This window comes from Streptococcus sp. HMSC076C09, assembly GCF_001837905.1.
GTDB lineage: Bacteria > Bacillota > Bacilli > Lactobacillales > Streptococcaceae > Streptococcus > Streptococcus parasanguinis_I.
On record NZ_KV834606.1, the window covers coordinates 30,852 to 56,527 of the forward strand.

26 protein-coding genes and 1 other annotated feature are annotated in these 25,676 nt (G+C 42.4%); of the genes, 21 read left to right on the forward strand and 5 right to left on the reverse strand.

The window, feature by feature from the left end; all coding sequences use genetic code 11:
• Positions 1-175: 175 nt before the first annotated feature.
• The 4 genes from HMPREF2704_RS00195 (at position 176) to trpB (ending at position 3,972) form a co-directional block, all read left to right on the forward strand.
• Complete coding sequence (locus HMPREF2704_RS00195; protein ID WP_049474406.1) at positions 176-751, forward strand: YutD family protein; 576 nt, start codon at positions 176-178, stop codon at positions 749-751.
• Between the two features lie 6 nt (positions 752-757).
• A complete protein-coding gene (gene rlmN / locus HMPREF2704_RS00200; protein ID WP_003005918.1) occupies positions 758-1,846 on the forward strand; it encodes a dual-specificity RNA methyltransferase RlmN in 1,089 nt (362 codons plus the stop codon).
• Positions 1,833-2,360 carry a VanZ family protein gene (locus HMPREF2704_RS00205; protein ID WP_042760081.1) on the forward strand — a complete coding sequence of 176 codons (528 nt, stop codon included), beginning with the start codon at positions 1,833-1,835 and terminating at the stop codon, positions 2,358-2,360. Before rlmN ends, HMPREF2704_RS00205 begins: the two co-directional genes overlap by 14 nt.
• Positions 2,361-2,427: 67 nt before the next feature.
• Positions 2,428-2,663 (forward strand) — a binding site (T-box leader).
• Positions 2,664-2,784: 121 nt separating this feature from the next.
• The gene (gene trpB, locus HMPREF2704_RS00210; protein ID WP_003017923.1) at positions 2,785-3,972 is read left to right on the forward strand and encodes a tryptophan synthase subunit beta; all 1,188 of its coding nucleotides are present in this window, start codon (positions 2,785-2,787) and stop codon (positions 3,970-3,972) included.
• Positions 3,973-3,979: 7 nt separating this feature from the next.
• On the opposite strand, the gene HMPREF2704_RS00215 is transcribed toward trpB, so the two are convergent.
• Positions 3,980-4,639 carry a prepilin peptidase gene (locus HMPREF2704_RS00215; RefSeq protein ID WP_024055337.1) on the reverse strand — a complete coding sequence of 220 codons (660 nt, stop codon included), beginning with the start codon at positions 4,637-4,639 and terminating at the stop codon, positions 3,980-3,982.
• An 87-nt stretch (positions 4,640-4,726) separates the two neighbouring features.
• Here HMPREF2704_RS00215 and HMPREF2704_RS00220 point away from each other — a divergent pair, with 87 nt between their 5' ends.
• Both HMPREF2704_RS00220 and HMPREF2704_RS00225 read left to right on the forward strand, forming a co-directional pair.
• Positions 4,727-4,945 carry a YqgQ family protein gene (locus HMPREF2704_RS00220; RefSeq protein WP_003017930.1) on the forward strand — a complete coding sequence of 73 codons (219 nt, stop codon included), beginning with the start codon at positions 4,727-4,729 and terminating at the stop codon, positions 4,943-4,945.
• Entirely contained in the window at positions 4,945-5,328 is a 384-nt protein-coding gene (locus HMPREF2704_RS00225; protein WP_024055336.1) for a rhodanese-like domain-containing protein, read from the forward strand. Before HMPREF2704_RS00220 ends, HMPREF2704_RS00225 begins: the two co-directional genes overlap by 1 nt.
• Before the next feature lie 44 nt (positions 5,329-5,372).
• Here HMPREF2704_RS00225 and HMPREF2704_RS00230 read toward each other — a convergent pair whose 3' ends face one another.
• Entirely contained in the window at positions 5,373-6,098 is a 726-nt protein-coding gene (locus HMPREF2704_RS00230) for a 16S rRNA pseudouridine(516) synthase (RefSeq protein ID WP_070845302.1), read from the reverse strand.
• A 178-nt stretch (positions 6,099-6,276) separates the two neighbouring features.
• Here HMPREF2704_RS00230 and typA point away from each other — a divergent pair, with 178 nt between their 5' ends.
• The 14 genes from typA to HMPREF2704_RS00300 all read left to right on the forward strand — a co-directional run bounded on the left by typA (position 6,277) and on the right by HMPREF2704_RS00300 (position 21,690).
• Positions 6,277-8,124 (forward strand): translational GTPase TypA, encoded by a 1,848-nt coding sequence (gene typA / locus HMPREF2704_RS00235; protein ID WP_061591336.1) that lies wholly within the window; start codon positions 6,277-6,279, stop codon positions 8,122-8,124.
• A 23-nt stretch (positions 8,125-8,147) separates the two neighbouring features.
• Positions 8,148-8,396: a DUF3165 family protein gene (locus tag HMPREF2704_RS00240; protein ID WP_024055332.1), complete on the forward strand. Its 249-nt coding sequence runs from the start codon at positions 8,148-8,150 to the stop codon at positions 8,394-8,396.
• Between the two features lie 90 nt (positions 8,397-8,486).
• Complete coding sequence (gene murD, locus HMPREF2704_RS00245; protein WP_070845304.1) at positions 8,487-9,836, forward strand: UDP-N-acetylmuramoyl-L-alanine--D-glutamate ligase; 1,350 nt, start codon at positions 8,487-8,489, stop codon at positions 9,834-9,836.
• Position 9,837: 1 nt separating this feature from the next.
• Entirely contained in the window at positions 9,838-10,920 is a 1,083-nt protein-coding gene (locus HMPREF2704_RS00250; RefSeq protein WP_042759943.1) for a UDP-N-acetylglucosamine--N-acetylmuramyl-(pentapeptide) pyrophosphoryl-undecaprenol N-acetylglucosamine transferase, read from the forward strand.
• The gene (locus HMPREF2704_RS00255; protein WP_061591335.1) at positions 10,904-12,127 is read left to right on the forward strand and encodes a cell division protein FtsQ/DivIB; all 1,224 of its coding nucleotides are present in this window, start codon (positions 10,904-10,906) and stop codon (positions 12,125-12,127) included. The genes HMPREF2704_RS00250 and HMPREF2704_RS00255 overlap by 17 nt, the downstream gene beginning before the upstream one ends.
• A 142-nt stretch (positions 12,128-12,269) precedes the next feature.
• On the forward strand, positions 12,270-13,658 hold the full coding sequence (gene ftsA, locus HMPREF2704_RS00260; protein ID WP_003005953.1) for a cell division protein FtsA: 1,389 nt from the start codon (positions 12,270-12,272) through the stop codon (positions 13,656-13,658).
• 15 nt (positions 13,659-13,673) lie between these two features.
• Positions 13,674-14,939 carry a cell division protein FtsZ gene (gene ftsZ, locus HMPREF2704_RS00265; protein WP_045759167.1) on the forward strand — a complete coding sequence of 422 codons (1,266 nt, stop codon included), beginning with the start codon at positions 13,674-13,676 and terminating at the stop codon, positions 14,937-14,939.
• 2 nt (positions 14,940-14,941) lie between these two features.
• Complete coding sequence (locus HMPREF2704_RS00270; RefSeq protein WP_070673759.1) at positions 14,942-15,610, forward strand: YggS family pyridoxal phosphate-dependent enzyme; 669 nt, start codon at positions 14,942-14,944, stop codon at positions 15,608-15,610.
• A 9-nt stretch (positions 15,611-15,619) separates the two neighbouring features.
• A complete protein-coding gene (locus HMPREF2704_RS00275) occupies positions 15,620-16,249 on the forward strand; it encodes a cell division protein SepF (protein WP_003005962.1) in 630 nt (209 codons plus the stop codon).
• Between the two features lies 1 nt (position 16,250).
• A complete protein-coding gene (locus tag HMPREF2704_RS00280) occupies positions 16,251-16,514 on the forward strand; it encodes a YggT family protein (RefSeq protein ID WP_003011858.1) in 264 nt (87 codons plus the stop codon).
• 6 nt (positions 16,515-16,520) lie between these two features.
• Positions 16,521-17,312, forward strand: a complete 792-nt coding sequence (locus HMPREF2704_RS00285; RefSeq protein ID WP_070673760.1) for a YlmH family RNA-binding protein — start codon at positions 16,521-16,523, stop codon at positions 17,310-17,312.
• A gap of 9 nt (positions 17,313-17,321) precedes the next feature.
• Positions 17,322-18,149: a DivIVA domain-containing protein gene (locus HMPREF2704_RS00290; RefSeq protein WP_021152770.1), complete on the forward strand. Its 828-nt coding sequence runs from the start codon at positions 17,322-17,324 to the stop codon at positions 18,147-18,149.
• Between the two features lie 253 nt (positions 18,150-18,402).
• The gene (gene ileS / locus HMPREF2704_RS00295) at positions 18,403-21,195 is read left to right on the forward strand and encodes an isoleucine--tRNA ligase (RefSeq protein WP_070673761.1); all 2,793 of its coding nucleotides are present in this window, start codon (positions 18,403-18,405) and stop codon (positions 21,193-21,195) included.
• Positions 21,196-21,255: 60 nt separating this feature from the next.
• Positions 21,256-21,690, forward strand: a complete 435-nt coding sequence (locus tag HMPREF2704_RS00300; protein WP_070673762.1) for a GNAT family N-acetyltransferase — start codon at positions 21,256-21,258, stop codon at positions 21,688-21,690.
• Positions 21,691-21,771: 81 nt separating this feature from the next.
• Here the strand turns inward: HMPREF2704_RS00300 and HMPREF2704_RS00305 are convergent, their stop codons facing one another.
• The 3 genes from HMPREF2704_RS00305 to HMPREF2704_RS00315 all read right to left on the reverse strand — a co-directional run bounded on the left by HMPREF2704_RS00305 (position 21,772) and on the right by HMPREF2704_RS00315 (position 25,111).
• The gene (locus HMPREF2704_RS00305) at positions 21,772-22,074 is read right to left on the reverse strand and encodes a DUF1827 family protein (protein WP_021152773.1); all 303 of its coding nucleotides are present in this window, start codon (positions 22,072-22,074) and stop codon (positions 21,772-21,774) included.
• 67 nt (positions 22,075-22,141) lie between these two features.
• The gene (locus HMPREF2704_RS00310) at positions 22,142-22,591 is read right to left on the reverse strand and encodes an NUDIX hydrolase (RefSeq protein WP_070673763.1); all 450 of its coding nucleotides are present in this window, start codon (positions 22,589-22,591) and stop codon (positions 22,142-22,144) included.
• 264 nt (positions 22,592-22,855) lie between these two features.
• A complete protein-coding gene (locus tag HMPREF2704_RS00315) occupies positions 22,856-25,111 on the reverse strand; it encodes an ATP-dependent Clp protease ATP-binding subunit (RefSeq protein WP_070673764.1) in 2,256 nt (751 codons plus the stop codon).
• A 247-nt stretch (positions 25,112-25,358) separates the two neighbouring features.
• Here HMPREF2704_RS00315 and HMPREF2704_RS00320 point away from each other — a divergent pair, with 247 nt between their 5' ends.
• A complete protein-coding gene (locus HMPREF2704_RS00320) occupies positions 25,359-25,589 on the forward strand; it encodes a DUF1797 family protein (protein WP_003005989.1) in 231 nt (76 codons plus the stop codon).
• Positions 25,590-25,676: the final 87 nt, after the last annotated feature.

The following is a 25,676-nucleotide window of genomic DNA, read 5'->3' on the forward strand; positions in this document are numbered from 1 at the left end:
CAACTGTGCGGAGGTGGGACGACGAAATCGAATTGTAACGAGTTACCGATTTCTATCCCACTCTCTTTTTGCTCTCAAAGGAATTTCGACTCTTTTCTAGTCAAATCTGACGCAAGTCATCAAATTTATGATAAAATAAAGTGTTACAGTAAATAGATTTTGATGAAGGAACACTATGCGAAAAGAGATTGACCCTGAATTATATAATTACAATAAATTTCCTGGACCTGTGTTTCGTCAGGTAGGAGACCAGATCCTTTCAGAAAACCTCTCCTTTGAGTTGTTAAAAAATGAAAAAGAAGCATTTGATGCGACTGTTTTTGGTCAGAGATTTTCTGAGATTTTAACCAAGTTTGATTACATTGTTGGTGATTGGAGCAATGAGCAGTTGCGCTTGCGTGGCTTTTATAAGGAAGAGCGCGATGTTGCAACGATGGATAAATTAAGTCGCTTAGACGATTATTTGTTAGAATATTGTAGCTATGGTTGTGCTTATTTTGTCCTTGAAAATAAGGAGCCCCATCGTGCTTCTTTTGATAAGAAATCACCGGTCAAAAAAGCTCAATCAGAAGAAAGAGAGCCGAAGAAGCGTTCGCGCAATCGCAAACAAAAAGATCGTTTCCAAAAACGAGAACGCGACAAGGGACAGTCAGCCAATAACTCGAAAAAAACAAGACCGTCTGCTGAGACCAAAAAAACAACGAAGACAGACAACAAACGTCATTTTGTGATTCGACAAAAAGAGGAGTAAGAAAGAATGAAACCATCCATTTATAGTTTAACACGCCAGGATATGATTGATTGGGCGGAAGAAAACGGCGAAAAGAAATTCCGTGCAGCACAAATCTGGGAATGGCTCTATCGCAAACGCGTCCAGTCCTTCGAAGAAATGACCAATCTATCCAAAGATTTGATTGCGAAGTTGAATGATCAGTTTGTCGTCAACCCACTCAAGCAACGGATCGTGCAAGAGTCAGCAGATGGAACGGTTAAGTATCTTTTTGAATTGCCAGACGGCATGTTGATTGAAACCGTCTTGATGCGTCAGCACTATGGCTTGTCAGTCTGTGTCACCACTCAGGTCGGATGCAATATCGGTTGTACCTTCTGTGCTTCTGGTTTGATCAAAAAACAACGCGATTTGAACAATGGTGAAATCGTGTCTCAAATCATGTTGGTCCAAAAATACTTTGACGAACGTGGCCAAGATGAACGAGTCAGCCATATCGTTGTCATGGGGATCGGAGAACCATTTGACAACTATAACAATGTCTTGAAATTTATCCGGACGGTCAACGATGACAAGGGATTAGCGATTGGTGCTCGCCATATTACCGTGTCAACTTCTGGTTTGGCTCATAAAATTCGTGATTTTGCAAATGAAGGTGTGCAGGTCAATTTAGCAGTGTCTCTTCATGCTCCAAACAATGACTTGCGCTCTAGCATCATGAAGATCAACCGGGCCTTTCCAATTGAAAAATTGTTTGCGGCGATTGAATACTATATTGAGACTACGAACCGTCGGGTGACCTTTGAGTACATCATGTTGAATGAAGTCAATGATGGAGTCGAGCAAGCCTTAGAGTTGGCAGAATTGCTCAAGAATATCAAGAAATTGTCTTATGTTAACTTGATTCCTTACAATCCTGTCAGTGAGCATGACCAATACAGCCGTAGTCCAAAAGAACGGGTCATGGCCTTCTATGATACCTTGAAAAAACAAGGTGTTAACTGTGTAGTGCGTCAAGAGCACGGTACAGATATTGACGCTGCCTGTGGCCAATTGCGTTCAAATACCATGAAACGGGATCGGGAGAAAGCGATTGTTGAACATGCGCAACCTTAAACAAGGGCTGATCGATCATACAGAACTAACAAAAAGAGGAAGAAGGCTGTTACGGAGTGGCAGCTTCTTCTATTTTATCCTCTTGTGTCTGATGTGTTTTTTGCCCCAACAGCCAGAGCCAGGTATGGAAACACCGGGTATTCAACATTTCGGTCGCATCGTCGTCCTGCTGGTTCCTCTTAATTCGGTGATGAATCTTGGCCAGATCACCAGTGCCCTCCAACTCATTAAGGTTATTCTCCAAAACGTAGCCAATATCTTTTTGTTAAGTCCGCTGGTCTTTCAACTCCTCTGGCTATGGCCCTGGTTGAGGAGTCGAAAACGGGTCTTGTGCTTCGGCTTTGCGATGAGCTTGTGGATTGAATGCAGCCAAGTTCTGTTAGACCTCTTGTATGATGCTAATCGTGTCTTTGAGCTAGATGATTTGTGGACCAATACCTTAGGCGCTTATCTAGCTTATCTAGGCTTTCAGTATTTCAGAGTACGATTGCTAGCAAAAAATGGGGAAATGTAAAATCCGAACATTTCAGCCGTTTTTTAAAATTTTTGTTGACAAAGTCAGAAGCGGGAGCTATAATAGCTTCAAGACATCAGAAAAGTAGAGATTTTTCTCACTTCCAGGGAGCTTGTGGTGATTGCGAACAAGCAGTGGTGAATCTTGAAATGGGCTGATGCGTTTATGATGATGAATTTGAAACAATAAAAATTCGGTGAGCACACCTTATCGTGCACCCTGTTGTTAGACAGGTCAGAGATGTAGGAGAAAAAATAGCCTCCTACAATTGAGGTGGCACCGCGGTATCGAATCGTCCTCACACAGATTTTTCTGTGTGAGGTTTTTTGTATCTCAAAGGAACCCAGTGAGACTGCAGCTCAAAGGACCCGCGAGAGAAAAAGATCATAAACAGGATTGAAGATATAGAAAAGAGGACACAATCATGACAGAAACAAAAGGCTATTTCGGACAATTTGGTGGATCTTTCGTACCTGAACCGATTCAAAACTTGCTCAATCAATTAGAGGAAACCTTTGAACAGTATAAAAATGATCCAGAATTTATCGCAGAATACAAACATTATTTGAAAGATTATTCTGGTCGGGAAACACCGCTCTACTTTGCGGAAAGTTTGACAGAGCATTTAGGTGGGGCAAAAATTTATTTGAAGCGCGAAGACTTGAATCACCTAGGTTCGCATAAATTGAATAACGTTTTGGGGCAAATCCTCTTGGCTAAACGCATGGGCAAAACGCGCGTGATTGCTGAAACAGGAGCCGGTCAACACGGTGTAGCTACAGCAGCTGCGGCAGCTAAGTTCGGTATGGCCTGTGATGTCTACATGGGGGCAGAAGATGTGGAACGCCAACGCTTGAATGTCTTCCGCATGGAAATGATGGGGGCAACCGTTCATGCGGTTGAAACCGGGACTAAGACCTTGAAAGACGCCGTTGATGCTGCCTTTGGAGCATGGATGGCGGATCTAGATGCCTTTTACGTTTTGGGTTCTGCTGTTGGCCCTCACCCATACCCAACTATTGTGCATGAATTCCAAAAAGTGATCAGTGAAGAATCTAAACGTCAAATCTTGGAAAAAGAAGGTCGTTTGCCGGACTATGTGATTGCCTGTGTCGGTGGTGGCTCCAATGCCATCGGTGCCTTTTCTGAATATGTCGCAGAAGAGGAAGTCGGCTTGATTGGGGTAGAAGCAGCTGGACATGGCTTGGACACCGATCAACACGCAGCGACCATGACCAAAGGGACTATCGGTGTGGTTGATGGTATGAAGACCTATGCAGTCTTTGGCGAAGATGGAAAAGTAGCGCCAGTGTACTCGATCTCTGCTGGTTTGGACTACCCAGGGGTTGGTCCAGAGCATGCTTTCTTTAAAGATTCTGGTCGTGTCGAATATGTGGCTGCAACAGATGATGAAGCAGTAGAAGCTCTTCTTCTCCTCAGTAAGACAGAAGGGATCCTCCCAGCTATTGAAAGCTCACACGCGATTGCAGAAGCGGTTAAGCGTGCTCCACAATTGGATAAAGACAAGATCATCATCATCAATGTTTCCGGACGTGGGGATAAGGATGTGGCTGCCATCGCCGATTATCTAGAAGCGAAAGCTGCAAAATAAAAAGAATTTATCTGCAAAACATCGTATAAAGCAGTAAAGCGTGATAACTGAGAAAGAGACAGGGAACAAAGGGAATCCGGTCTCTTTCTTTTTTGAGAGCAAAGACGAGAATGCCTAAGATGGATGCGATCTGAATGAGAATGAGGATCTGGGTAGAAGAAAAGCTTAGCGAAAAGGTAGCTAGTAAGAGAAAATCTCCTGCTCCCATTCCGATAAAGAAAAAGTGAGCTCCGATCGCAAGGAGTAAAAAGACCAGCATGAGGAGATTACTACCGGATAAAAAGAGGACCAGGGCATGGAGACAGCACCAGATGACCAAGGGGTATTCCATAAAGCGAAGGTCATAAATGGCTAAAACGGCAGCTCCCAGTAGTGTTAGAAGCTGAGGCAGAGAAAGGAAACCATTGGCGCAGGCTAAAAAGAGTAGGCCACTCCAGATCTCAAAAAGGCAGTACCAAAATGGATAGGTCTGATGACAATAGCGACAGCGAAAACGATGGAGTAGTTGCGAGATAATGGGGATGAGATCCCAAACTCCAAGGACGTGCTGACATTGATCACAATGACTACGAGGAGCGAGAATGGATTGGTTTGGGAAACGATCGACAACTAGCCCCAAAAAAGAGGCGATGCAAGTACCGATGGTAAAAAAATAAAAGTTGATCATACTTATTTATTCGTAAAGAAATCGAAAAATGTCATCATTTGCTTGAAAATCTTGTAAAGCCTTTCTAAATTTGATACAATAATGAACATGAAAAACCTGTATGATGTTCAACAATTTTTAAAACGTTTTGGAATCATCATTTACGTGGGGAAGCGCCTCTATGACATCGAATTGATGAAAATTGAGCTTCAACGTCTTTATGATGCAGGCCTAATGGAGCGGCTCGATTATTTAGAAGCCGATACCGTTTTAAGAAGAGAACACAAGCAAGAATTAGAATTTTTGAAAAAGAGTGAGGTAGAGTGATGGGAAATATCATTGTTTGGTTGGCTATTTTAGGAGCATTTGGATGGATGGCGTTTAATTATTTCCGCATCCGTAAAGCTGCTAAATTTGTGGATAATGCCACTTTTGAAGAGCTGATTCGTAAAGGGCAGTTGATTGACTTGCGAGAGCCAGCTGAGTTTCATGCCAAGCATATTTTAGGAGCACGCAACATTCCTTCTACTCAGTTGAAGTTGAGTCTTGCAGCCTTGCGTAAAGATAAACCAATTTTGCTCTATGAAAATAGCCGTAGTTCGCGTGTAACCAATGCGGCTCTCTATCTTAAGAAACAGGGCTATACAGACATTTATGTCTTGTCTTATGGTCTTGATTCTTGGAATGGGAAAGTGAAAAAAGACGCCTAATAAAAAAGAGCTCTAACTGCACCAAATGTGTGGTTAGAGCTTTTTTATCTCGTTTTTTCAAGGAAGTCTTTGACCCATGTGAGTTCTACCTCATTGAAAGGTCGGCTTTCGCCAGGTGCTAACTGAGGATCCAAGGTGAAGGGGCCAAAAGACAAGCGTTTTAAGGTCATTACTTTGACTCCAATAGCCAAAAACATCTTTTTCACTTGGTGGTATTTTCCTTCTGAGATCCGGACTTGGGCCTTGCTGTAGCTGGGGCGGCTTTCTAGAATGGTCAAGGAGGCAGGCTTGCAGATAGGACCGTCTGTGAATGAAATCCCATTCTGAAATTGCTCGATGTGGGCTGCATAGAGCGGACCATTGACTTCTACCTCATAGACTTTCTCCACATGGTATTGAGGATGGAGCAGTTGAAAGCCTAAGGGACCATTATCTGTGAGGAGGAGCAGACCACTGGTATCGCGATCGAGGCGACCAAGTGGATAGAGGTCTGGGTACTCTTGCTGGGGGTCCACTAACTCGATCACCGTTGGATGGTGGGCGTCTCTTTTGGCAGTCACGGCCCCAATTGGTTTATGGAGCATGTAGTAGTGGTGACGCGGTTCTTGAATGATTCGTTCCCCGATTTGAATCTGTTGGAGTCCAGGGTCGATGTTTTGGGATAGCTTTTGAGCTGGTAGGTGATCGACCAAGATTTGCCTTCGGGCCAGAAGTTGTTTGATGTCTTTGCGAGCGTACTGATGGTCTGCCATCAATTGATCTAATCTCATGAGAGCCTCTTTTTCTGAAATTCTTATCATCAGTGTATCATGAAAAGAAAAGGAAATCGAGTCCGAGAAAAGAAATGAAGATGAAAACATTTACAACTAGCTGAACTGTGTTTTTTAGATAGGACTGTGGTATAATTGTTCAGTTAGAAATATTATTTAAAATTTTATAGAGGAAATCATGACAAAATTAAGAGAAGATATTCGTAACGTTGCGATCATTGCCCACGTTGACCATGGTAAAACAACCTTGGTAGACGAATTGTTGAAACAATCGCACACCTTGGATGAACGTAAAGAATTGCAAGAACGTGCAATGGACTCAAACGATCTTGAAAAAGAACGTGGGATCACGATCCTTGCTAAAAATACAGCCGTTGCTTATAACGGAACTCGAATCAATATCATGGACACACCAGGACACGCGGACTTCGGTGGAGAAGTGGAACGGATCATGAAAATGGTTGATGGGGTTGTATTGGTCGTCGATGCCTACGAAGGAACCATGCCTCAGACGCGTTTCGTATTGAAAAAAGCCTTGGAACAAGACCTTGTTCCAATCGTTGTTGTCAACAAAATCGACAAACCATCTGCTCGTCCAGAAGAAGTTGTAGATGAAGTTCTTGAACTCTTCATCGAATTGGGTGCGGATGATGACCAATTGGAATTCCCAGTTGTTTATGCATCAGCGATCAACGGAACATCTTCACTTTCAGATGATCCAGCTGATCAAGAGCACACAATGGCACCGATCTTTGATACCATCATTGATCACATCCCAGCTCCAGTTGATAACTCAGATGAGCCTCTTCAATTCCAAGTATCCCTGCTTGATTACAACGACTTCGTTGGACGTATCGGTATCGGACGTGTCTTCCGTGGTACTGTAAAAGTTGGGGACCAAGTAACCCTTTCTAAATTGGATGGAACGACTAAGAACTTCCGTGTTACCAAACTCTTTGGTTTCTTTGGTTTGGAACGTCGTGAAATTCAAGAAGCTAAAGCGGGTGACTTGATCGCTATCTCTGGTATGGAAGATATCTTCGTTGGAGAAACCATCACACCGACAGACGCAGTTGAAGCTCTTCCAATCCTTCACATCGATGAACCAACCCTTCAAATGACCTTCTTGGTCAACAACTCACCATTTGCTGGTCGCGAAGGAAAATGGGTAACCTCTCGTAAAGTTGAAGAACGCTTGCAAGCGGAATTACAAACAGACGTCTCTCTTCGTGTTGACCCAACTGATTCACCTGATAAATGGACCGTTTCAGGACGTGGGGAATTGCACTTGTCTATCTTGATCGAAACCATGCGTCGTGAAGGATACGAATTGCAAGTATCTCGTCCAGAAGTTATCATCAAAGAAATTGATGGTGTCAAATGCGAACCGTTTGAACGCGTACAAATCGATACACCAGAAGAATACCAAGGAGCTGTTATCCAAAGTCTTTCTGAACGTAAAGGTGAAATGTTGGATATGATCTCAACTGGTAACGGTCAAACTCGTTTGGTCTTCCTTGTTCCAGCGCGTGGTTTGATTGGATACTCAACAGAGTTCTTGTCAATGACACGTGGTTACGGAATCATGAACCACACCTTTGACCAATACTTGCCAGTGATTCCAGGAGAAATCGGTGGACGTCACCGTGGTGCTCTTGTTTCAATCGATAACGGAAAAGCAACCACTTACTCTATCATGTCTATCGAAGAACGTGGTACGATCTTTGTCAATCCAGGTACAGAAGTTTACGAAGGAATGATCATCGGGGAAAACTCTCGTGAGAACGACTTGACCGTAAACATTACGAAAGCCAAACAAATGACCAACGTTCGTTCAGCTACTAAGGACCAAACAGCGGTTATCAAGACTCCTCGTATCTTGACCTTGGAAGAATCTCTTGAGTTCTTGAACGACGATGAGTACATGGAAGTAACACCTGAATCTATCCGTTTGCGTAAACAGATCTTGAACAAAGCAGAACGCGAAAAAGCAAATAAAAAGAAAAAATCAGCAGCTGCTGAATAATACGAAAAGAAAGGAGAAACAAAATGGTCTATTTTATCTTAGGGATTTTGATTCTCCTTTTTTACCTTTTTATGACCCCAAAGAGTATTCGTGGTACCTTAAACAGTGTCACAATGGTGGTCTTGATCGTCTCTTTTATCGTCCTTGCTTGTCTAGCCATTTTTCAGATATTCCAACTACCGTCCGAGTTTTTTGTCGGTGCCTTTCTGGCCTTTGTTGGCTACATGGCTTTGGTAGATATTTCCAAAATGACGACCAAACAGAAAAAATAAACGGTGACGTGATTTTTAAAGCCCTTTGGGCTTTTTAATTTTGCTAAAAAAAGGTAAAATAGAGAGTGATAAAAATGGAGCGAAGAAATCATGAAATTTGTGAAACAATTTGAAAATAAAAAGGTTCTTGTATTAGGTTTGGCTAAGTCAGGCGAGTCAGCTGCCCGTTTGTTGGATCGCTTAGGAGCGATTGTGACCGTCAATGATGGCAAACCTTTTGAAGAAAATCCAGCAGCACAAAGTTTACTGGAAGAAGGGATTAAAGTTGTGACAGGAGGTCACCCTCTGGAACTGTTGGATGAAGACTTTGCAGTCATGGTCAAAAATCCAGGAATCCCTTATTCCAATCCAATGGTTGAAAAAGCGCTTGAAAAAGGCATTCCCATCCTCACTGAAGTGGAATTGGCCTATCTGATTTCGGATGCGCCAATTATTGGGATTACAGGATCAAACGGAAAAACGACGACAACAACCATGATCGGAGAAGTCTTGACGGCTGCCGGCCAAGGTGGTCTATTGTCTGGGAATATCGGTTTTCCAGCTAGTCAAGTTGCACAAACAGCAACAGAAAAGGATGTTCTGGTCATGGAATTGTCTTCTTTCCAATTGATGGGAATTGAAGCCTTCCATCCAGAGATTGCAGTGATTACCAACCTCATGCCAACTCATATCGACTATCATGGTTCTTTTGAAAATTATGTAGCTGCCAAATGGAATCTTCAAAAGAATATGACAGAAAAAGATGTCATTGTCTTGAACTTCAACCAAGACCTGGCCAAGGAACTCGCTACAAAAACCAAGGCAAGGGTCCTTCCATTTTCAACGGTTGAAAAAGTGGATGGGGCTTATTTGGAAGATGGACTTCTCAAGTTTAAGGGAGAAGCTGTCATGCGTGCAGATGAACTGGGCGTTCCAGGTAGTCACAATGTAGAGAATGCCTTGGCAACGATTGCTGTTGCAAAAGTCCGTGGTGTGGAGAATGAGGTCATTAAAGAAACCTTGTCAGCCTTTGGAGGAGTGAAACACCGTCTTCAATATGTGGATGAAATTCAAGGTGTCAAATTCTACAATGATAGCAAATCGACTAATATTCTAGCAACACAAAAAGCTCTTTCTGGTTTTGATAACAGCAAGGTGATCTTGATTGCAGGGGGGCTCGATCGTGGCAATGAATTTGATGAATTGGTGCCTCACATTACTGGCTTAAAGGAAATGGTAATTCTAGGGGAATCAGCTCCTCGAGTGAAACGTGCAGCCGATAAAGCAGGCGTCCCTTATGTCGATGCGACAGATGTGGCAGATGCTACAAAGAAAGCCTTCGACTTGGCTAGCCCTGGAGATGTTGTGCTCTTAAGTCCTGCCAATGCCAGCTGGGATATGTATCCGAATTTTGAAGTGCGTGGGGATGAATTCCTTGCTACAGTAAAAGGGTTGAAATAAGATGAAAAAAATAATGTTTACTGGTGGGGGAACCGTGGGACATGTGACCCTTAATCTCCTCTTGATTCCAAAATTTATCGAAGATGGATGGGAAGTTCATTATATTGGGGACAAAAAAGGAATCGAATACCAAGAGATCAAAAAGTCTGGATTAGAGGTACGATTCCATTCGATTGCAACAGGGAAATTGCGCCGCTATTTCTCTTTCCAAAATATGATGGATGTGTTCAAGGTGGCTTGGGGGACGCTCCAGTCCATTGCAATCCTGCTTCGTGTGCGCCCACAAGTTCTCTTCTCAAAAGGAGGATTTGTTTCTGTGCCACCAGTGATCGCAGCCCGACTCACGCGTGTTCCTGTCTATATCCATGAGTCCGATCTTTCTATGGGATTGGCCAATAAAATTGCTTATAAATTTGCTACCAAGATGTACACGACTTTTGAGCAAGCACATGGTTTGACAAAGAGTGAGCATATCGGTGCGGTAACCAAGGTCACAGATCATATACCGCCAACTTCAGAAGTTTTAGAAGAAAAAACAAAAGGTTTCCGAAAAGACTTGCCGACCCTTCTCTTTGTCGGAGGATCAGCCGGTGCGCGTGTCTTTAATGAATTTGTGACAGAGCACAAAGCAGAGCTCTTGCAGCACTACAATATCATCAATTTGACGGGTGATTCAACATTGAATCAGGCTGAGGGTGGCTTGTATCGAGTGGATTATGTAACCGATCAGTATTTACCAATGCTCCAAAAGGCTGATTTAGTGGTGACTAGGGGTGGAGCCAATACCTTATTTGAGCTCTTAGCTATGAACAAACTCCATTTGATTGTACCGCTAGGAAAAGAAGCCAGCCGTGGCGATCAGATTGAAAATGCCCAATATTTTGTGGATAAAGGTTATGCAGAGCAATTGCAGGAAGATCAATTGACGCTCGAAACCTTCAATGAAACCATTCAAGAAATGTTGAAGCAAAGCCAAGTCTACCACCAAGCAATGGAAAAATCGACAGAACTCCTTTCACTAGACGATTTTTATGGCCTGCTTCAAAAAGATATCAGTAAGGGAAAAGATGACGGACGACAATAAAAAAACGCCAACGGATGACAAAATTACAGAATTGTCAGCCTGGCAAAAAAGAAACAAAGAATATTTAGAAAAAAAAGCGCTTGAAAAAGCGGAAGAAGCTGAGACAGAGGAAACTGAAAGCGAAGAAGCAAAAGAAGACGAAGACCTTTCAGAAAAAGAAACAGCTTCTGTCTCAGAGGAAGAATCTGAAGAAATAGAAGAGTCTGAAGAGGAAGATGAATCTGAGGCCAAAGAGGATCCAGATGCGGATGGAGAAAGTTCAGAAGGAGAAGAAGTTGATCCGGCTAAAGAGGAGCTAGATCCTTCAGAGAAACAAGAGAAAAAGCCTTCATTTTTTAAAGGCTTGAAGACGAAAAAACCAAAGAAGGAACCGACAGTGGCAAAACGCCATATCTATCGTGCCCTTCCGGTAATCGGAATCAGCTCGATTGTCGCCCTTCTCTCAATCTATTTTTTAAGTCCCTTGTCCACACAGAAAGTGATTGAATTTTCAGGGAACAAGGCGGTTGATCAGCAACTCTTGTATGAAAAAAGTCGCATCAAAGAAGAAGATTATACTCTGACGACCTTCCTTCATAAATCGGTCTATGAACAAAATATGAAAACGGCTAGTCCGTGGATCAAAGAAGTGCACATGCATTATCAATTCCCAGTGACCTTTAAAGTCAATATCGTGGAACACAAAGTGGTTGCCTATTATGTGACGGGAGAAGACCACTATCCAGTATTGGAAAATGGAGAAGTAGTGGAGACAGTAACTCCAGCTTCGGAATTGCCGTCCTCCTATATTAGCTTAAAATTCTCAGATCGAGAATTAGTTAGACAATTTGTCCAAGAAATGAAGTCTATTTCTTCTTCCATTACGGATAAAATTGTTTCGGTAGATCTGACTCCGAGCAAGGTCACCAAGGATCTGGTGACCATCACTATGAAAAACGATAATAAAATCTTGGTGCCTGTTTCCCAAATTACCCGCAAGCTTCCTTATTATAAGGCGATCAGTAAGCAATTAGACGATGATTCCACCATTGATATGGAGGCTGGAGTATTCAGCTATAGTGAACAATCCATTGCAGCTGCCAAAGAGCAAGCTGAAAAAGGAAAGGCTGAAAGTACAGAAAAGCAAGAAGAACATTCTGAGGAAGCAAGCCAAGAACAGAATCCAGAACAGAATCCAGAAGGAGAGAATTCTTCTGGGAATGAGTAAAGCCCATAAATTATCTCAAATAATTGAAGAAAAAATGTCCATTTTAGGCTTCTTTGTGATATAATGAAGTTTGGATAGTTCCAACTAAAAGGGCTATAAATAGATGTAAAGTGAAAACAAATAAAGAGAGAGGACTGGTGTAATGGCTAGAGACGGCTTTTTTACAGGTTTAGATATCGGTACTAGTTCAATAAAAGTATTGGTGGCAGAACATGTCAATGGAGAAATGAATGTAATTGGAGTCAGCAATGCAAAAAGTGCTGGCGTCAAAGATGGAATTATAGTAGATATCGAAGCTGCTTCAAATGCAATTAAAAATGCAATCAGCCAAGCTGAAGAAAAAGCAGGGATTTCAATCAATCTAGTCAATGTTGGGTTGCCTGCAAACTTACTACAAATCGAAGCAACTCAAGGAATGATTCCAGTCACAAGTGATTCGAAAGAAATCACAGATGCAGATGTTGAAAATGTTGTCAAATCTGCACTCACAAAAAGTATGACACCGGATCGTGAAGTAATCACCTTCATTCCTGAAGAATTCACAGTAGATGGTTTCCAAGGAATCCGCGATCCACGCGGAATGATGGGGATCCGACTTGAAATGCGTGGCCTTCTTTATACAGGACCTCGTACAATCTTGCACAATTTGCGTAAAACCGTTGAACGTGCAGGCTTACAAGTTGAAAACATCATCATTTCACCGCTTGCGATGATCAAAACAGTCTTGAATGAAGGCGAACGTGAATTCGGAGCAACGGTGATCGATATGGGTGGTGGCCAAACAACGGTGGCATCTGTTCGTAGCCAAGAACTTCAATTTACAAATATCTACCAAGAAGGTGGCGATTATGTTACCAAAGATATTTCTAAAGTATTGAAAACTTCTCAAAAATTGGCAGAAGGCTTGAAGTTCAACTATGGTGAGGCCTATGTGCCATCTGCTGGAAACGAAGTCTTCCATGTAGAAGTCATCGGTGAAGTAGAGCCAGTTGAAGTGACTGAGAAGTATTTAGCTGAAATCATTTCAGCACGTATCAAACACATCTTTGAGCAAATCAAACAAGACCTTGAGAGAAGACATTTGTTGGATCTTCCTGGTGGTATTGTGATTATCGGTGGAGGGGCGATCCTTCCTGGTGTTGAAGAATTGGCTCAAGAAGTCTTTGGTGTAAATGTGAAATTGTTTGTTCCAAATCAAATTGGAATTCGCAATCCAGCTTTTGCCCATGTAATTAGCTTGTCTGAATATGCAGGCAATTTGACAGATGTGGATATTATTGCTCAGGCTGCGGTTCATGGAGACGAAGTCTTGCGTCAACAACCGATTCAATTTGATCGTCCAGTTCAACCACAAGTACAACCACAACCTGCTGCTCCAGCACAACCGGTAGTACCTGCATACAATGCTGAGAAGATTGAATCTCCAGTGGATGCTCAAGAAATTCCAGCAGCAAGCAATGATAGCAAACAAGAACCAAAAACTACATTCACAGACCGAATGAAAAATTTGATCGGTAATATGTTTGATTAAGGAGTGTAAGTATTTATGACATTTTCATTTGACACAGCAGCGGCACAAGGTGCAGTAATTAAAGTAATCGGTGTCGGTGGCGGTGGCGGTAACGCCATCAATCGTATGATTGACGAAGGCGTTGCCGGTGTAGAATTCATCGCAGCTAATACAGATGTTCAAGCACTTTCAAGTGCAAAAGCTGAAACAGTTATCCAATTGGGTCCAAAATTGACTCGTGGATTGGGTGCTGGAGGTCAACCTGAAGTTGGTCGTAAGGCAGCTGAAGAAAGCGAAGAAGTGTTAACAGAAGCTTTGCAAGGTGCAGACATGGTCTTCATCACTGCAGGGATGGGTGGAGGATCTGGTACAGGTGCTGCACCAGTCATCGCTCGTATTGCCAAAGCTGTAGGTGCTTTGACAGTAGCGGTTGTCACTCGTCCATTCGGGTTTGAGGGGTCAAAACGTGGTAACTTCGCTATTGATGGGATCAACGAACTTCGCGAACATGTAGATACATTGTTGATTATTTCTAATAACAACTTGCTTGAAATTGTAGACAAGAAGACACCGCTTCTTGAAGCTTTGAGTGAAGCAGATAACGTTCTTCGTCAAGGTGTTCAAGGGATCACTGACTTGATCACAAGTCCTGGATTGATCAACCTTGACTTTGCAGACGTGAAGACTGTTATGGAAAACAAAGGAAATGCCCTCATGGGTATTGGTGTTGGTAGCGGTGAAGAACGCGTTATCGAAGCGGCTCGTAAAGCCATTTACTCTCCACTTCTTGAAACTACAATTGATGGTGCAGAAGACGTGATCGTCAACGTAACAGGTGGTTTGGATATGACATTGATCGAAGCTGAAGAAGCTTCAGAAATTGTGAACCAAGCTGCAGGTCACGGAGTGAACATCTGGTTGGGTACATCTATTGATGAATCTCTTAAAGATGAAATCCGCGTGACGGTTGTTGCAACTGGTGTCCGTCAAGACAAGGTAGAACGCGTTAGCGGAATTGCTTCCTCACAACGTCCTTATAAAACAGGACCACGTGAACAACGCCCACAAGCTGCACCATTTGACCGTGAATTTGATTTGAAACAAGATGTTGAATTGCCAACAACTCCAAGTCGTCCAGCGGTAGAACCAAACCGTGGCTCAGCCTTTGGTGATTGGGATATTCGTCGTGAGAATATCGTTCGCCAAACTGAACCAACATCAACACATCAAGTTGATCGTTACGTAGATTCATCTTCAGATGATGATGAATTGGAAACACCACCATTCTTCCGGAATCGTTAATCATGAATCTGGTAGAGAATGCTGATCTTGTTCGGCAACAAGTAGAAACAGCAAGAAACAAAGCTAACCGTCAAGATCAAGTTAATGTGATAGCTGTCACCAAGTATGTGGATGTTGCTACAACAGAAGCACTGGTGAAAACAGGTATCCAACATATCGGTGAAAATCGTGTTGATAAATTCCTAGAAAAGTATCAAGCTCTAAAAGAGTATGATCTCACTTGGCACTTGATTGGGAGCCTCCAACGGCGGAAAGTAAAAGACGTGATCAATCTCGTCGATTACTTTCATGCCTTGGATTCGGTGAAGCTGGCTCAAGAAATTCAAAAGCGAGCAGAACACCCGATCAAGTGTTTCCTCCAAGTGAACATTTCTGGAGAAGAAAGTAAGCATGGATTTGCACCCGATGAACTGGGTGATTTTTTAGCGGAAATCGCACAGCTGGACAAAATTGAAATTGTTGGTTTAATGACGATGGCTCCTTTTGAGGCTAGTCAAGAAGAGTTGCAGGATATTTTTTCAAAAACTCACCAACTTCAGAAACAACTAGAAAAGAAACAATTAAAAAATATGCCTTTTTCAGAACTAAGTATGGGTATGAGTCGTGACTTTGAAGTAGCCATTGCGAACGGAGCGACTTATGTTAGAATTGGGACATCATTTTTTAAATAGGAAAGAACTATGTCATTAAAAGATAAATTTAACAACTTTATTGACTACTTCACAGAAGACGGTGAAGAAGTAGAAGTTCGCGAGGCAAAAGCAGCTGGGGCGGAAACACAACCAGTTCCACAGCCACAGCCGACTCCTCAAGTGACTTCTCCACGTCCACAGATTAGTCAAAGAGAACCAGTAAAACCAAAACCGACTCCTGTCGCACCTGTTACGACTCCAGTGTCTACAGCGGCAGTGAAGGAACCTGTTTCAACAACGAAAAATACATCTGAAAATATTACTCGTTTGCATGAACGTCAACGTGAATTGGCTGCTAATCGTGCGAATACAGATGAAAAGATTACCATTGATGTACGCTATCCCCGCAAATACGAGGAAGCGACTGAAATTGTTGATCTATTACTATCTAATGAGAGTATCTTGATTGACTTCCAATATATGACAGAAGTACAAGCACGTCGTTGTTTAGATTATTTGGATGGGGCTCGTTATGTTTTAGCAGGAAATCTTCGTCGTGTTGCAAGTACCATGTACTTGTTGACTCCAATTAATGTAGTTGTTAACATTGAAGATATCCGCCTTCCAAATGATGTGGAAGTGACAGAATTTGACTATGATATGAAACGTAATCGTTAAGATGGTTATCTTTCAATACTTATCAAATATCATTCAAATCTATTCCATCATTCTTGTCATCTATGCCTTACTATCTTGGTTCCCTGGGGCACCTCAGAGTACTCTTGGACAAATGGTTCACCGCCTAGTTGAACCATTTTTGAGCCTTTTTAGAAAGTTACCATTACAGTTTGGGGGCTTGGATTTTACGGTTCTTGTAGCACTTTTGGTCTTGAACTTGATGAATCAGTTATTAGCCCGCTTGTTCCTACTTTTGATTGGGTAGAAAACGATGGGACAGACAGAGATTTACCAACATTTCAATCGCGAAGATCACGAATTCATTGATCGTTGTATTGAATTGTCTGAAAGAGTGGTGGAACGCTATTCTGTTGAGGTGACGGGCTTTTTAAACCCTCATCAGGTCACTATTTTACGAAATGTCGCGGCAAGCTACCAATTACAGGTCTTTGCTTCCAGCGATGAGCAGAAAATGGAGTATGCCAAGGTTATTGTTGCTCCAGATTATTACCAATTAGATCCAAGTGACTTTGATCTGGCCCTATTGGAAATGGTCTATGCTTCAAAATTTCATCACTTGACCCATTCCCAGGTACTGGGGACCATTGTTCACCAATTAGGTGTGGAACGCAAGTCCTTTGGAGATATTCTAACGAGTGATGAAAAGATCCAAGTATTTGTTGAACAGCGTTTTGTTCCCTATTTCATGGATCACATCCAGAAAATTTCTCGGGTACCTGTTAAGCTGAGGGAAGTTCCTCTCTCTGAACAAATGATCGTAGAGGAAGAAAGCCAGCAGCGAGATATTCTCGTGTCGAGTTATCGGTTAGATAAGGTGATTGCTGGGACCTTCAAGCTTTCACGCTCACAAGCTAGTCAGTTGATTAGTTCTGGTTTAGTGAAAGTTAACTATGCTACTACTTCCAATGTTAGCTATGCTGTAGGTCTGAATGATTTAGTCAGTGTCCGACGCTTTGGGCGTCTTAAAATTGTTTCTGAAAATGGTATTTCAAAGAGTGGAAAATATAAAATAACTGTTGAAGTACTCTTAAGTAAAAAATGAGGAGGAGTTATGGCTCTTACTGCTTTAGAAATTAAAGATAAAACTTTTGGCGTTAAATTTAGAGGGTATGATGCGAACGAAGTAGAAGAATTTCTAGATATCGTTGTTCGCGATTATGAAGATCTTGTTCGTTTAAATCATGATCAAGAAGCAAAAATTCAAGCTCTTGAAGAACGCTTAAACTATTTTGATGAAATGAAAGATTCATTGAGTCAATCTGTTTTGATTGCACAAGATACTGCGGAACGTGTCAAACAAGCCGCTAACGAACGTTCTGAAAATATTGTTCGTCAAGCTGAACAAGATGCACAGCACTTAGTAGATGAAGCAAAACAAAAAGCAAATGAAATCCTTCGTCATGCAACGGATAATGCCAAGAAGGTTGCCGTTGAAACAGAGGAATTGAAGAACAAGACACGCGTCTTCCATCAACGTTTGAAATCAACCATCGAAAGCCAATTGAGCATTATCGATACACCTGAATGGGATGAAATTCTTCGTCCAACAGCTATGTACATTCAAACAAGTGATGAAGCTTTCCGTGAAATTGTGGAGAAAGCTTTGGGTGAATCAGTTCACCATCATCATGCAGAAGATGATAACATTGATTTGACTCGTCAATTCTCTCCAGCTGAAATCGAAGAATTGCAAAAACGCATCGAAGCTGCTAATTTAGAATTGGGTGCAACACAAGCGTTTGAAGGTTTGAATGAAAAAGTTCAATCCGCTTTAGAAGAAGCAGAGCACGCTCGTCATGAAAATGAGGAAGTCGTTGAGGTTGAAGAAACTGTTCAACCAGAAGATGATGCAAATCGTGAATCTGTCAATATTTTATAATTTTGTAAAAACAGGTCCATTAATGATAGGTCTAGCGAGCAGATGATGGTGGAAGATCTGCACTCCCTCTTAATGGATGATCCTTTTACAGTATTCGTTCTGAACCCTTGAGTAAGAACGGACGTTTCCCTCGTTACGGGATGAGAGGAGAAAGTCGTTTGCGACTTCTCGAACAAAGGTGGTACCACGAGCAATCGTCCTTTTTAGGATGCTCGTGTTTTTTTATAGCTTTTTAAATCAATAAGGAGACACAATGAAACTCAAAGAAACATTGAATCTTGGAAAAACAGCTTTTCCAATGCGGGCTGGGCTTCCAACGAAGGAACCAGTTTGGCAAAAAGAATGGGAAGATGCAAAATTGTATCAACGCCGTCAAGAGTTGAATGAAGGGAAACCGCATTTTACGCTTCATGATGGCCCTCCCTATGCCAACGGAAATATTCACGTAGGGCATGCCATGAACAAGATCTCAAAAGATATCATCGTTCGTTCTAAGTCTATGTCAGGATTTTACGCTCCTTATATTCCAGGTTGGGATACCCATGGTTTGCCAATTGAGCAAGTCTTAGCCAAACAAGGTGTGAAACGTAAAGAAATGGACTTGGTTGAGTATTTGAAACTCTGCCGTGAATATGCGCTTTCTCAAGTAGATAAACAACGCGAAGACTTCAAACGCTTAGGTGTTTCAGGTGATTGGGATCATCCTTATGTAACCTTGACGCCTGACTATGAAGCAGCACAGATCCGCGTCTTTGGTGAAATGGCCAATAAAGGCTATATCTACCGTGGGGCTAAGCCAGTTTACTGGTCTTGGTCTTCTGAATCAGCCCTCGCTGAAGCAGAGATTGAATACCATGATTTGGTATCAACGTCTCTTTACTATGCGAACAAGGTTAAAGATGGTAAGGGTGTCCTAGATACAGATACCTACATCGTTGTTTGGACAACAACTCCATTTACGGTTACAGCTTCTCGTGGATTGACGGTGGGTGCAGAGTTTGATTATGTCGTAGTGAAACCTGCTGGATCTGACCGCAAGTATGTTGTAGCATCTGAGCTCTTGCCAAGCCTTTCTGAAAAATTCGGTTGGGAAAATGCTGAAGTCCTTGCGACTTACCAAGGGAAAGAATTGAACCATATTGTTACAGAACACCCATGGGATCCTGAAGTGGATGAATTGGTGATCCTTGGTGAGCATGTAACGCTTGATTCAGGTACTGGTATCGTCCATACCGCTCCTGGTTTTGGTGAGGATGACTACAATGTAGGGATTGCTAATGGTCTCGAAGTTGCTGTTACTGTTAACGAACGAGGAATCATGATGGAGAATGCTGGCCCTGACTTTGCAGGTCAGTTCTATGACAAGGTTGTTCCAACAGTTATCGAAAAACTTGGCGATTTACTCCTTGCTCAAGAAGAAATTTCTCACTCCTACCCATTTGACTGGCGGACGAAAAAACCAATTATCTGGCGTGCAGTTCCACAATGGTTTGCCTCAGTATCGAAATTCCGTCAAGATATCTTGGACGAAATTGAAAAAGTGAAGTTCCACTCAGAATGGGGGAAAGTCCGTCTTTACAACATGATTCGTGACCGTGGTGACTGGGTCATCTCTCGTCAACGTGCCTGGGGTGTGCCTCTTCCAATCTTCTATGCAGAAGACGGAACGCCAATCATGACAGCTGAAACCATCGAACATGTAGCGCAACTCTTTGAAGAACATGGTTCCATCATCTGGTGGCAGCGTGAAGCGAAAGACCTCTTGCCAGAAGGATTTACGCATCCAGGTTCACCAAATGGCGAATTTACAAAAGAAACTGACATCATGGACGTCTGGTTTGACTCAGGTTCATCATGGAATGGGGTTGTGGTTAACCGTCCAGAACTCAAATACCCAGCCGACCTCTACCTTGAAGGTTCTGACCAATACCGTGGTTGGTTCAACTCATCACTCATCACATCTGTGGCGAACCATGGTGTCGCACCATACAAACAAATCTTGTCTCAAGGTTTCGCTTTGGATGGGAAAGGTGAGAAGATGTCTAAATCTCTTGGAAATACCATTGCTCCAAGTGATGTTGAAAAGCAATTTGGTGCTGAAATCTTGCGTCTCTGGGTAACCAGTGTAGACTCAAGCAATGACGTGCGTATCTCAATGGATATCTTGAGCCAAGTGTCTGAGACTTACCGTAAGATCCGGAATACCCTTCGTTTCTTGATTGCCAATACTTCTGACTTTAATCCAGCTGAGGATACAGTTGCTTACGACGAGCTTCGTTCAGTTGACAAGTACATGACCATTCGCTTTAACCAACTTGTTAAGACGATTCGTGATGCTTATACCAACTTCGAATTCTTGACGATCTACAAAGCGCTAGTCAACTTTATCAACGTTGATTTGTCTGCCTTCTACCTTGACTTTGCCAAAGATGTTGTCTATATTGAAGGTGCAAAATCCCTTGAACGCCGTCAAATGCAAACAGTCTTCTATGACATCCTTGTGAAAATCACTAAACTCTTGACGCCAATTCTTCCTCACACTGCTGAAGAAATTTGGTCATACCTTGAGTTTGAAGCAGAGGATTTTGTTCAATTATCAGAATTGCCAGAAGCAGAAACATTTGCCAACCAAGAAGAAATCTTGGATACTTGGTCAGCCTTCATGGACTTCCGTGGTCAAGCTCAAAAAGCCTTGGAAGAAGCACGTAATGAAAAAGTGATTGGTAAATCACTAGAAGCTCACTTGACAGTTTATCCAAATGAAGTTGTGAAAACACTTCTTGGAGCTGTTGATAGCAATGTCGCTCAACTCTTGATTGTTTCTGAGTTGACCATTGCAGAAGGTTCAGCTCCAGAAGGTGCAGTGGCCTTCGAAGATGTTGCCTTCACTGTTGAACGTGCAGCTGGTGAAGTTTGTGACCGTTGCCGTCGTATCGATCCAACAACTGCAGAACGCCACTACCACGCAACCATCTGTGATCACTGTGCAAGCATTGTCGAAGAGAACTTTGCGGACGCAGTCGCAGAAGGATTTGAAGCAAAATAATAAGAAATGAAAAATCGCAGGGAGAGAGTCTCCTTGCGACTTTTCAATAAAGAGGAAGTTATGTGGTACCAGAAAGAATTTAAGGAACTAGAACTGAAAGAGTTTTACGAGATCGTTCAGCTGCGATTAGAGACCTTTGTCGTAGAACAAATTAGGATCTACAATGATCTCGATGATGTTGATTATCGATCTATCCATCTTTTTCATCAAAATAGGGAAGGACGTGTGGATGCCTATGCTCGCATATTCGCAACGGGACTGACGATTCATTTTGGCCGAGTGGCTGTAGCCAAAGACAGTCGTGGCCAAGGACTGGCAAAAGACATGGTAGAGCAGATTTTGGACCTGTGTGAACAGAGATTTCCTGGACGGACCATTGAAATTGAGGCTCAAGAACAGGTGGTAGGCTTGTATGAAAAATTAGGTTTTCAAACGGTGAGCGAGCCCTTTATCTTGGCTTCTACCCCTCACGTAAAAATGATCTTTCAGAAATAAAGAATCCTTTCATCTCATAATCGAGGTGAAAGGATTTTTTTTGGAAAAAGATACCAAAGAAAAAAGCAAGGCAAATTGGCCTTACTTAGTAATTGGAAAGGAAATTTCAATTAGTTTATCAGAGTAGAGGGTTTTAATAGCGGATTGGTCAATGTTTTGAAGATCAATCTTACGTTTTAAAAAGAACTCACGAATTAATTCTACTTCAGTTTCACGAATAGCACGGTGTTTGTTACTGATCAATAATTCATAGTGAGTTGGGGCTTGTGTAAAAACAACATCAGTATTGCCCGCGGAATAAACCTCGACAAGTAAGGCGTCAGTGCTGGCAAGTTGGCTCTTGACCAGTGCAGCATGACTATTGGTGGTATTAATGAGCTTCATATGAGTTCCTCCTGACCTCTATCTTCATTTATTATAGCACTTTTTTTTATTTTGTGAAAGAAGTCCTTTAGTTTTTATGGGTATTTTTCCACTGTTCAATGCCCCATTTATGACTGCCACGTTTGAGTTTTTTAATAGCTTCATCTACAGGAAACCAAGCAAGATTGTTAAAATCTTCCAGTGGTTTTTGAGCTTCTGTATAGTCTACCACTTCATAAATATAGGCAGGATTGTAGTAGTAGGTATCGCGGTGGCTAGAATAGAAATACTCATCTGCTTGGCCATAGTATTGCCCTAAAACAGCGGTAAAGCCTAATTCTTCGATCAGTTCCCGTTTCAGAGCTTGTAAGTGATCTTCACCTGCCTCAATTTCCCCGCCAGGCAAGAACCAAGCCCCATTTGGAGCTTGAACGAGGATGATCTGATCCTTGTCCTTATTGGGAATAACAGCGTAGACACCATAGCGATTGACATAGGTCACATCTTGTTTCTTTTCACCAAAACTTGGAATGGTCATGGTTTTCTCTTTTCTTATTTTTTCATCATTATATCATATTTTTTAGCAAAAATCTGGAGGGAAAAAAGAAAGAGACTGGGACAAAAGTCCTAGCCTCTCAATTGTTTTTGGATTGTCGAGCAAGACGCAGTGGTTGAGTGGGCTCTACTACGCTGATTTCATCAGCTTTTACAGCCCTACTCAACTGTGCGGAGGTGGGACGACGAAATCGAATTCTAACGAATTACCGATTTCTGTCCCACTCTCTGAATGTACATTTACTGATTATGATTCTGACTTCTTTTCAGCCGTCTTGTGAACAGCTTTGATACTAATATTCCCATTGCTGGTCATGACGGCTTTGAGTTGTTTCTCACTTGGATGTTCCAGGTAATAATCGGTAATGGCATCTTCGATATGGTCTTGGATGGTACGACGGAGTGGGCGGGCCCCCATTTTTGGATCGTATCCCAGATCGACCAATTTTTCTTTGACCTTCTCTGTCACATCCAGATGAATCTCATTTTGTGCGAGACGTTGACTGACTTCATCGAGCATGAGGGTAACGATTTGGAGAAGGTTTTCTTTTGATAGAGGTTGGAATTCAATGATGCCATCAAAACGGTTCATGAATTCAGGGCTAAAGAAGTTCCCGAGTTCTCCAAGTACAGAGTTGGTTCGACCTTCGCGAGCAGCTCCAAAACCAACATTGGCCTCAGCCTTGCCGGTTCCAGCATTAGAGGTCATGATGATAATGGTATCTTTAAAGCTGACGGTACGGCCTTGACCATCTGTCAAACGGCCATCATCTAAAACTTGCAAGAACATGTGCATGACATCTGGATGGGCTTTTTCCACTTCATCCAACAACACGAGGGAGTAAGGATTGCGACGAACCTTTTCCGTTAGTTGTCCAGCTTCATCGTAGCCAACATAGCCCGGAGGAGCTCCGACTAGTTTCGCTACGCTATGTTTTTCCATGTATTCGCTCATGTCAAAGCGGATCATATTGTCTGCAGAGCCAAAGAGCTCGATCGCTAATTGTTTAGACAGTTCGGTCTTTCCGACACCAGTTGGTCCGACAAAGAGGAAGCTTCCGATTGGACGGTTAGGCGATCCTAAGCCGACACGATTGCGTCGAATGGCTTTCGCGATTTTATCTACTGCATCGTCTTGACCAATCACATGAGCTTTCAAATCAGAAGCCAGATTGATCAATTGAGACTGTTCTTTTTCTTTCAAATCACCAACAGGAATATTGGTCTTTTGTTCAACGATGTGTTCAATCGTTTTTTCACTGATGACAGGGGTCTCCTGATCAGTGACATGTTGACCTTGCATTTCCTTGTATTTCGCGATTTGATCGCGGAAGTAGGCTGCTTTTTCAAAGTCTTCTTCGCGCGTCGCTTGAGCTTTGAGGTTTTCCGCTTCAATCAAGCGCTGATCGATCACTTTTGGATCCACAAAGTTTAGGGTCAGGTTCATCTTAGATCCCGCTTCATCCAACAGATCAATGGCCTTGTCTGGCAGGAAGCGATCTTGGATGTAACGGTTTGAAAGAATAGCTGCCGCTTCGATGGCACCGTCTGTATAGTGGACGTGGTGGTAGTCTTCGTATTTTTTCTGGATGCCCTTGAGGATGGTGATGGTTTCTTCAACCGTTGGTTCATCGACCTTAACGGGCTGCATCCGACGTTCCAAGGCCGCATCTTTTTCAATGATACGGTATTCATTGAGGGTAGTAGCCCCAACTAATTGGAGTTCTCCACGCGCCAAGGCTGGTTTGAGGATATTTCCAGCGTCCATATTGCCTTCGCCGGCTGATCCTGCGCCAACAATTTCATGGATTTCGTCGATGAACAGAATAACATCTTCGCGTTGACGAATTTCATCCATTAATTTTTGCATGCGTTCTTCGAATTGACCACGGATGCCTGTGCCCTGAACGAGGCTCACGACGTCTAGGCGGATGACTTCTTTTCCTTGCAATTTATGTGGAACGTCGCCATCGACGATTTTTTGAGCCAGGCCTTCCACAACGGCAGTTTTTCCGACCCCAGGTTCTCCAATCAGAACCGGGTTGTTCTTGGTTCGACGGTTGAGAATTTCGATGACACGGATAATCTCCTCATCACGGCCAATGACAGGGTCAATATCCCCTTTGCGGGCAATTTCTGTGACATTGATGCCGAACTCTTCTAAAAGACCTTTTGGCTTTTGAGGACGGGCTTGACGAGGGTCTTGACCACCACGGTTATTGTTTTGGCCGTAGCCGCCACCTCCATAACTGCCTCCGGATTGAGTTGGAGGGGTTTGAGGTTCTTGCGGACTTTGGAAGTTTCCAAGGTTATTGAAGAAATCTTCAAAAGGATCTCCAGTGAGTTGGCTACGTTGGGTCATGCCTTTCAAGAAGCTGTTATTAGGGTCTGTTTTCATAATTTTATAGCAATTTTGACAGAGGTCTACTTGCTGCTGACGTCCATTTACATTTGTATATAAATGGATGGTTGATTCATTTATTTTACAATTTTGACAAAGCATATACATACCTCACAGTAGGTTTTTGATGGTTTTCCATCAAGAGACGAGCCTATTTTTGAAAGGTCAAAAATAGTCAAAGATTTATAGTTTCATTATATCAGTATTCTAGAAGTTTGCAAGAATTTGCTACGGAATGTCGCTAAGGATTGAAGAAAGAGCAAATCAATGGAAAAATGTGAATTTTTATTGGAAGAGCTTTCTCTTTTATGATAAAATAGGAGAGTAGAAAGTAAAGAGGAGAAATAAAATGGAATCACATTTAGTACGGATTATCAACCGTTTGGAGACGATGACAAAAGACGGTGGAAACTTGAAACGTAATTTTGAACGTGACGGTGTTGTTGTCGCTGAAGTAGCCTACAACCACAATGAAGAAGAAGGTTCAACCTTTACACTTCGTGATGTTGAAGCGCGTGAAACCTATACATTTGATAGCATTGATTTAATTGCAATGGAAATTTATGAATTGCTTTACTAAGCAGCTGTGTGGATGAGTTTGGGGTGGTCTCAAGCTCATTTTTTGTCCATCTGGCTATAGTTTTCGTCTATAAGAAATTCTAATTAG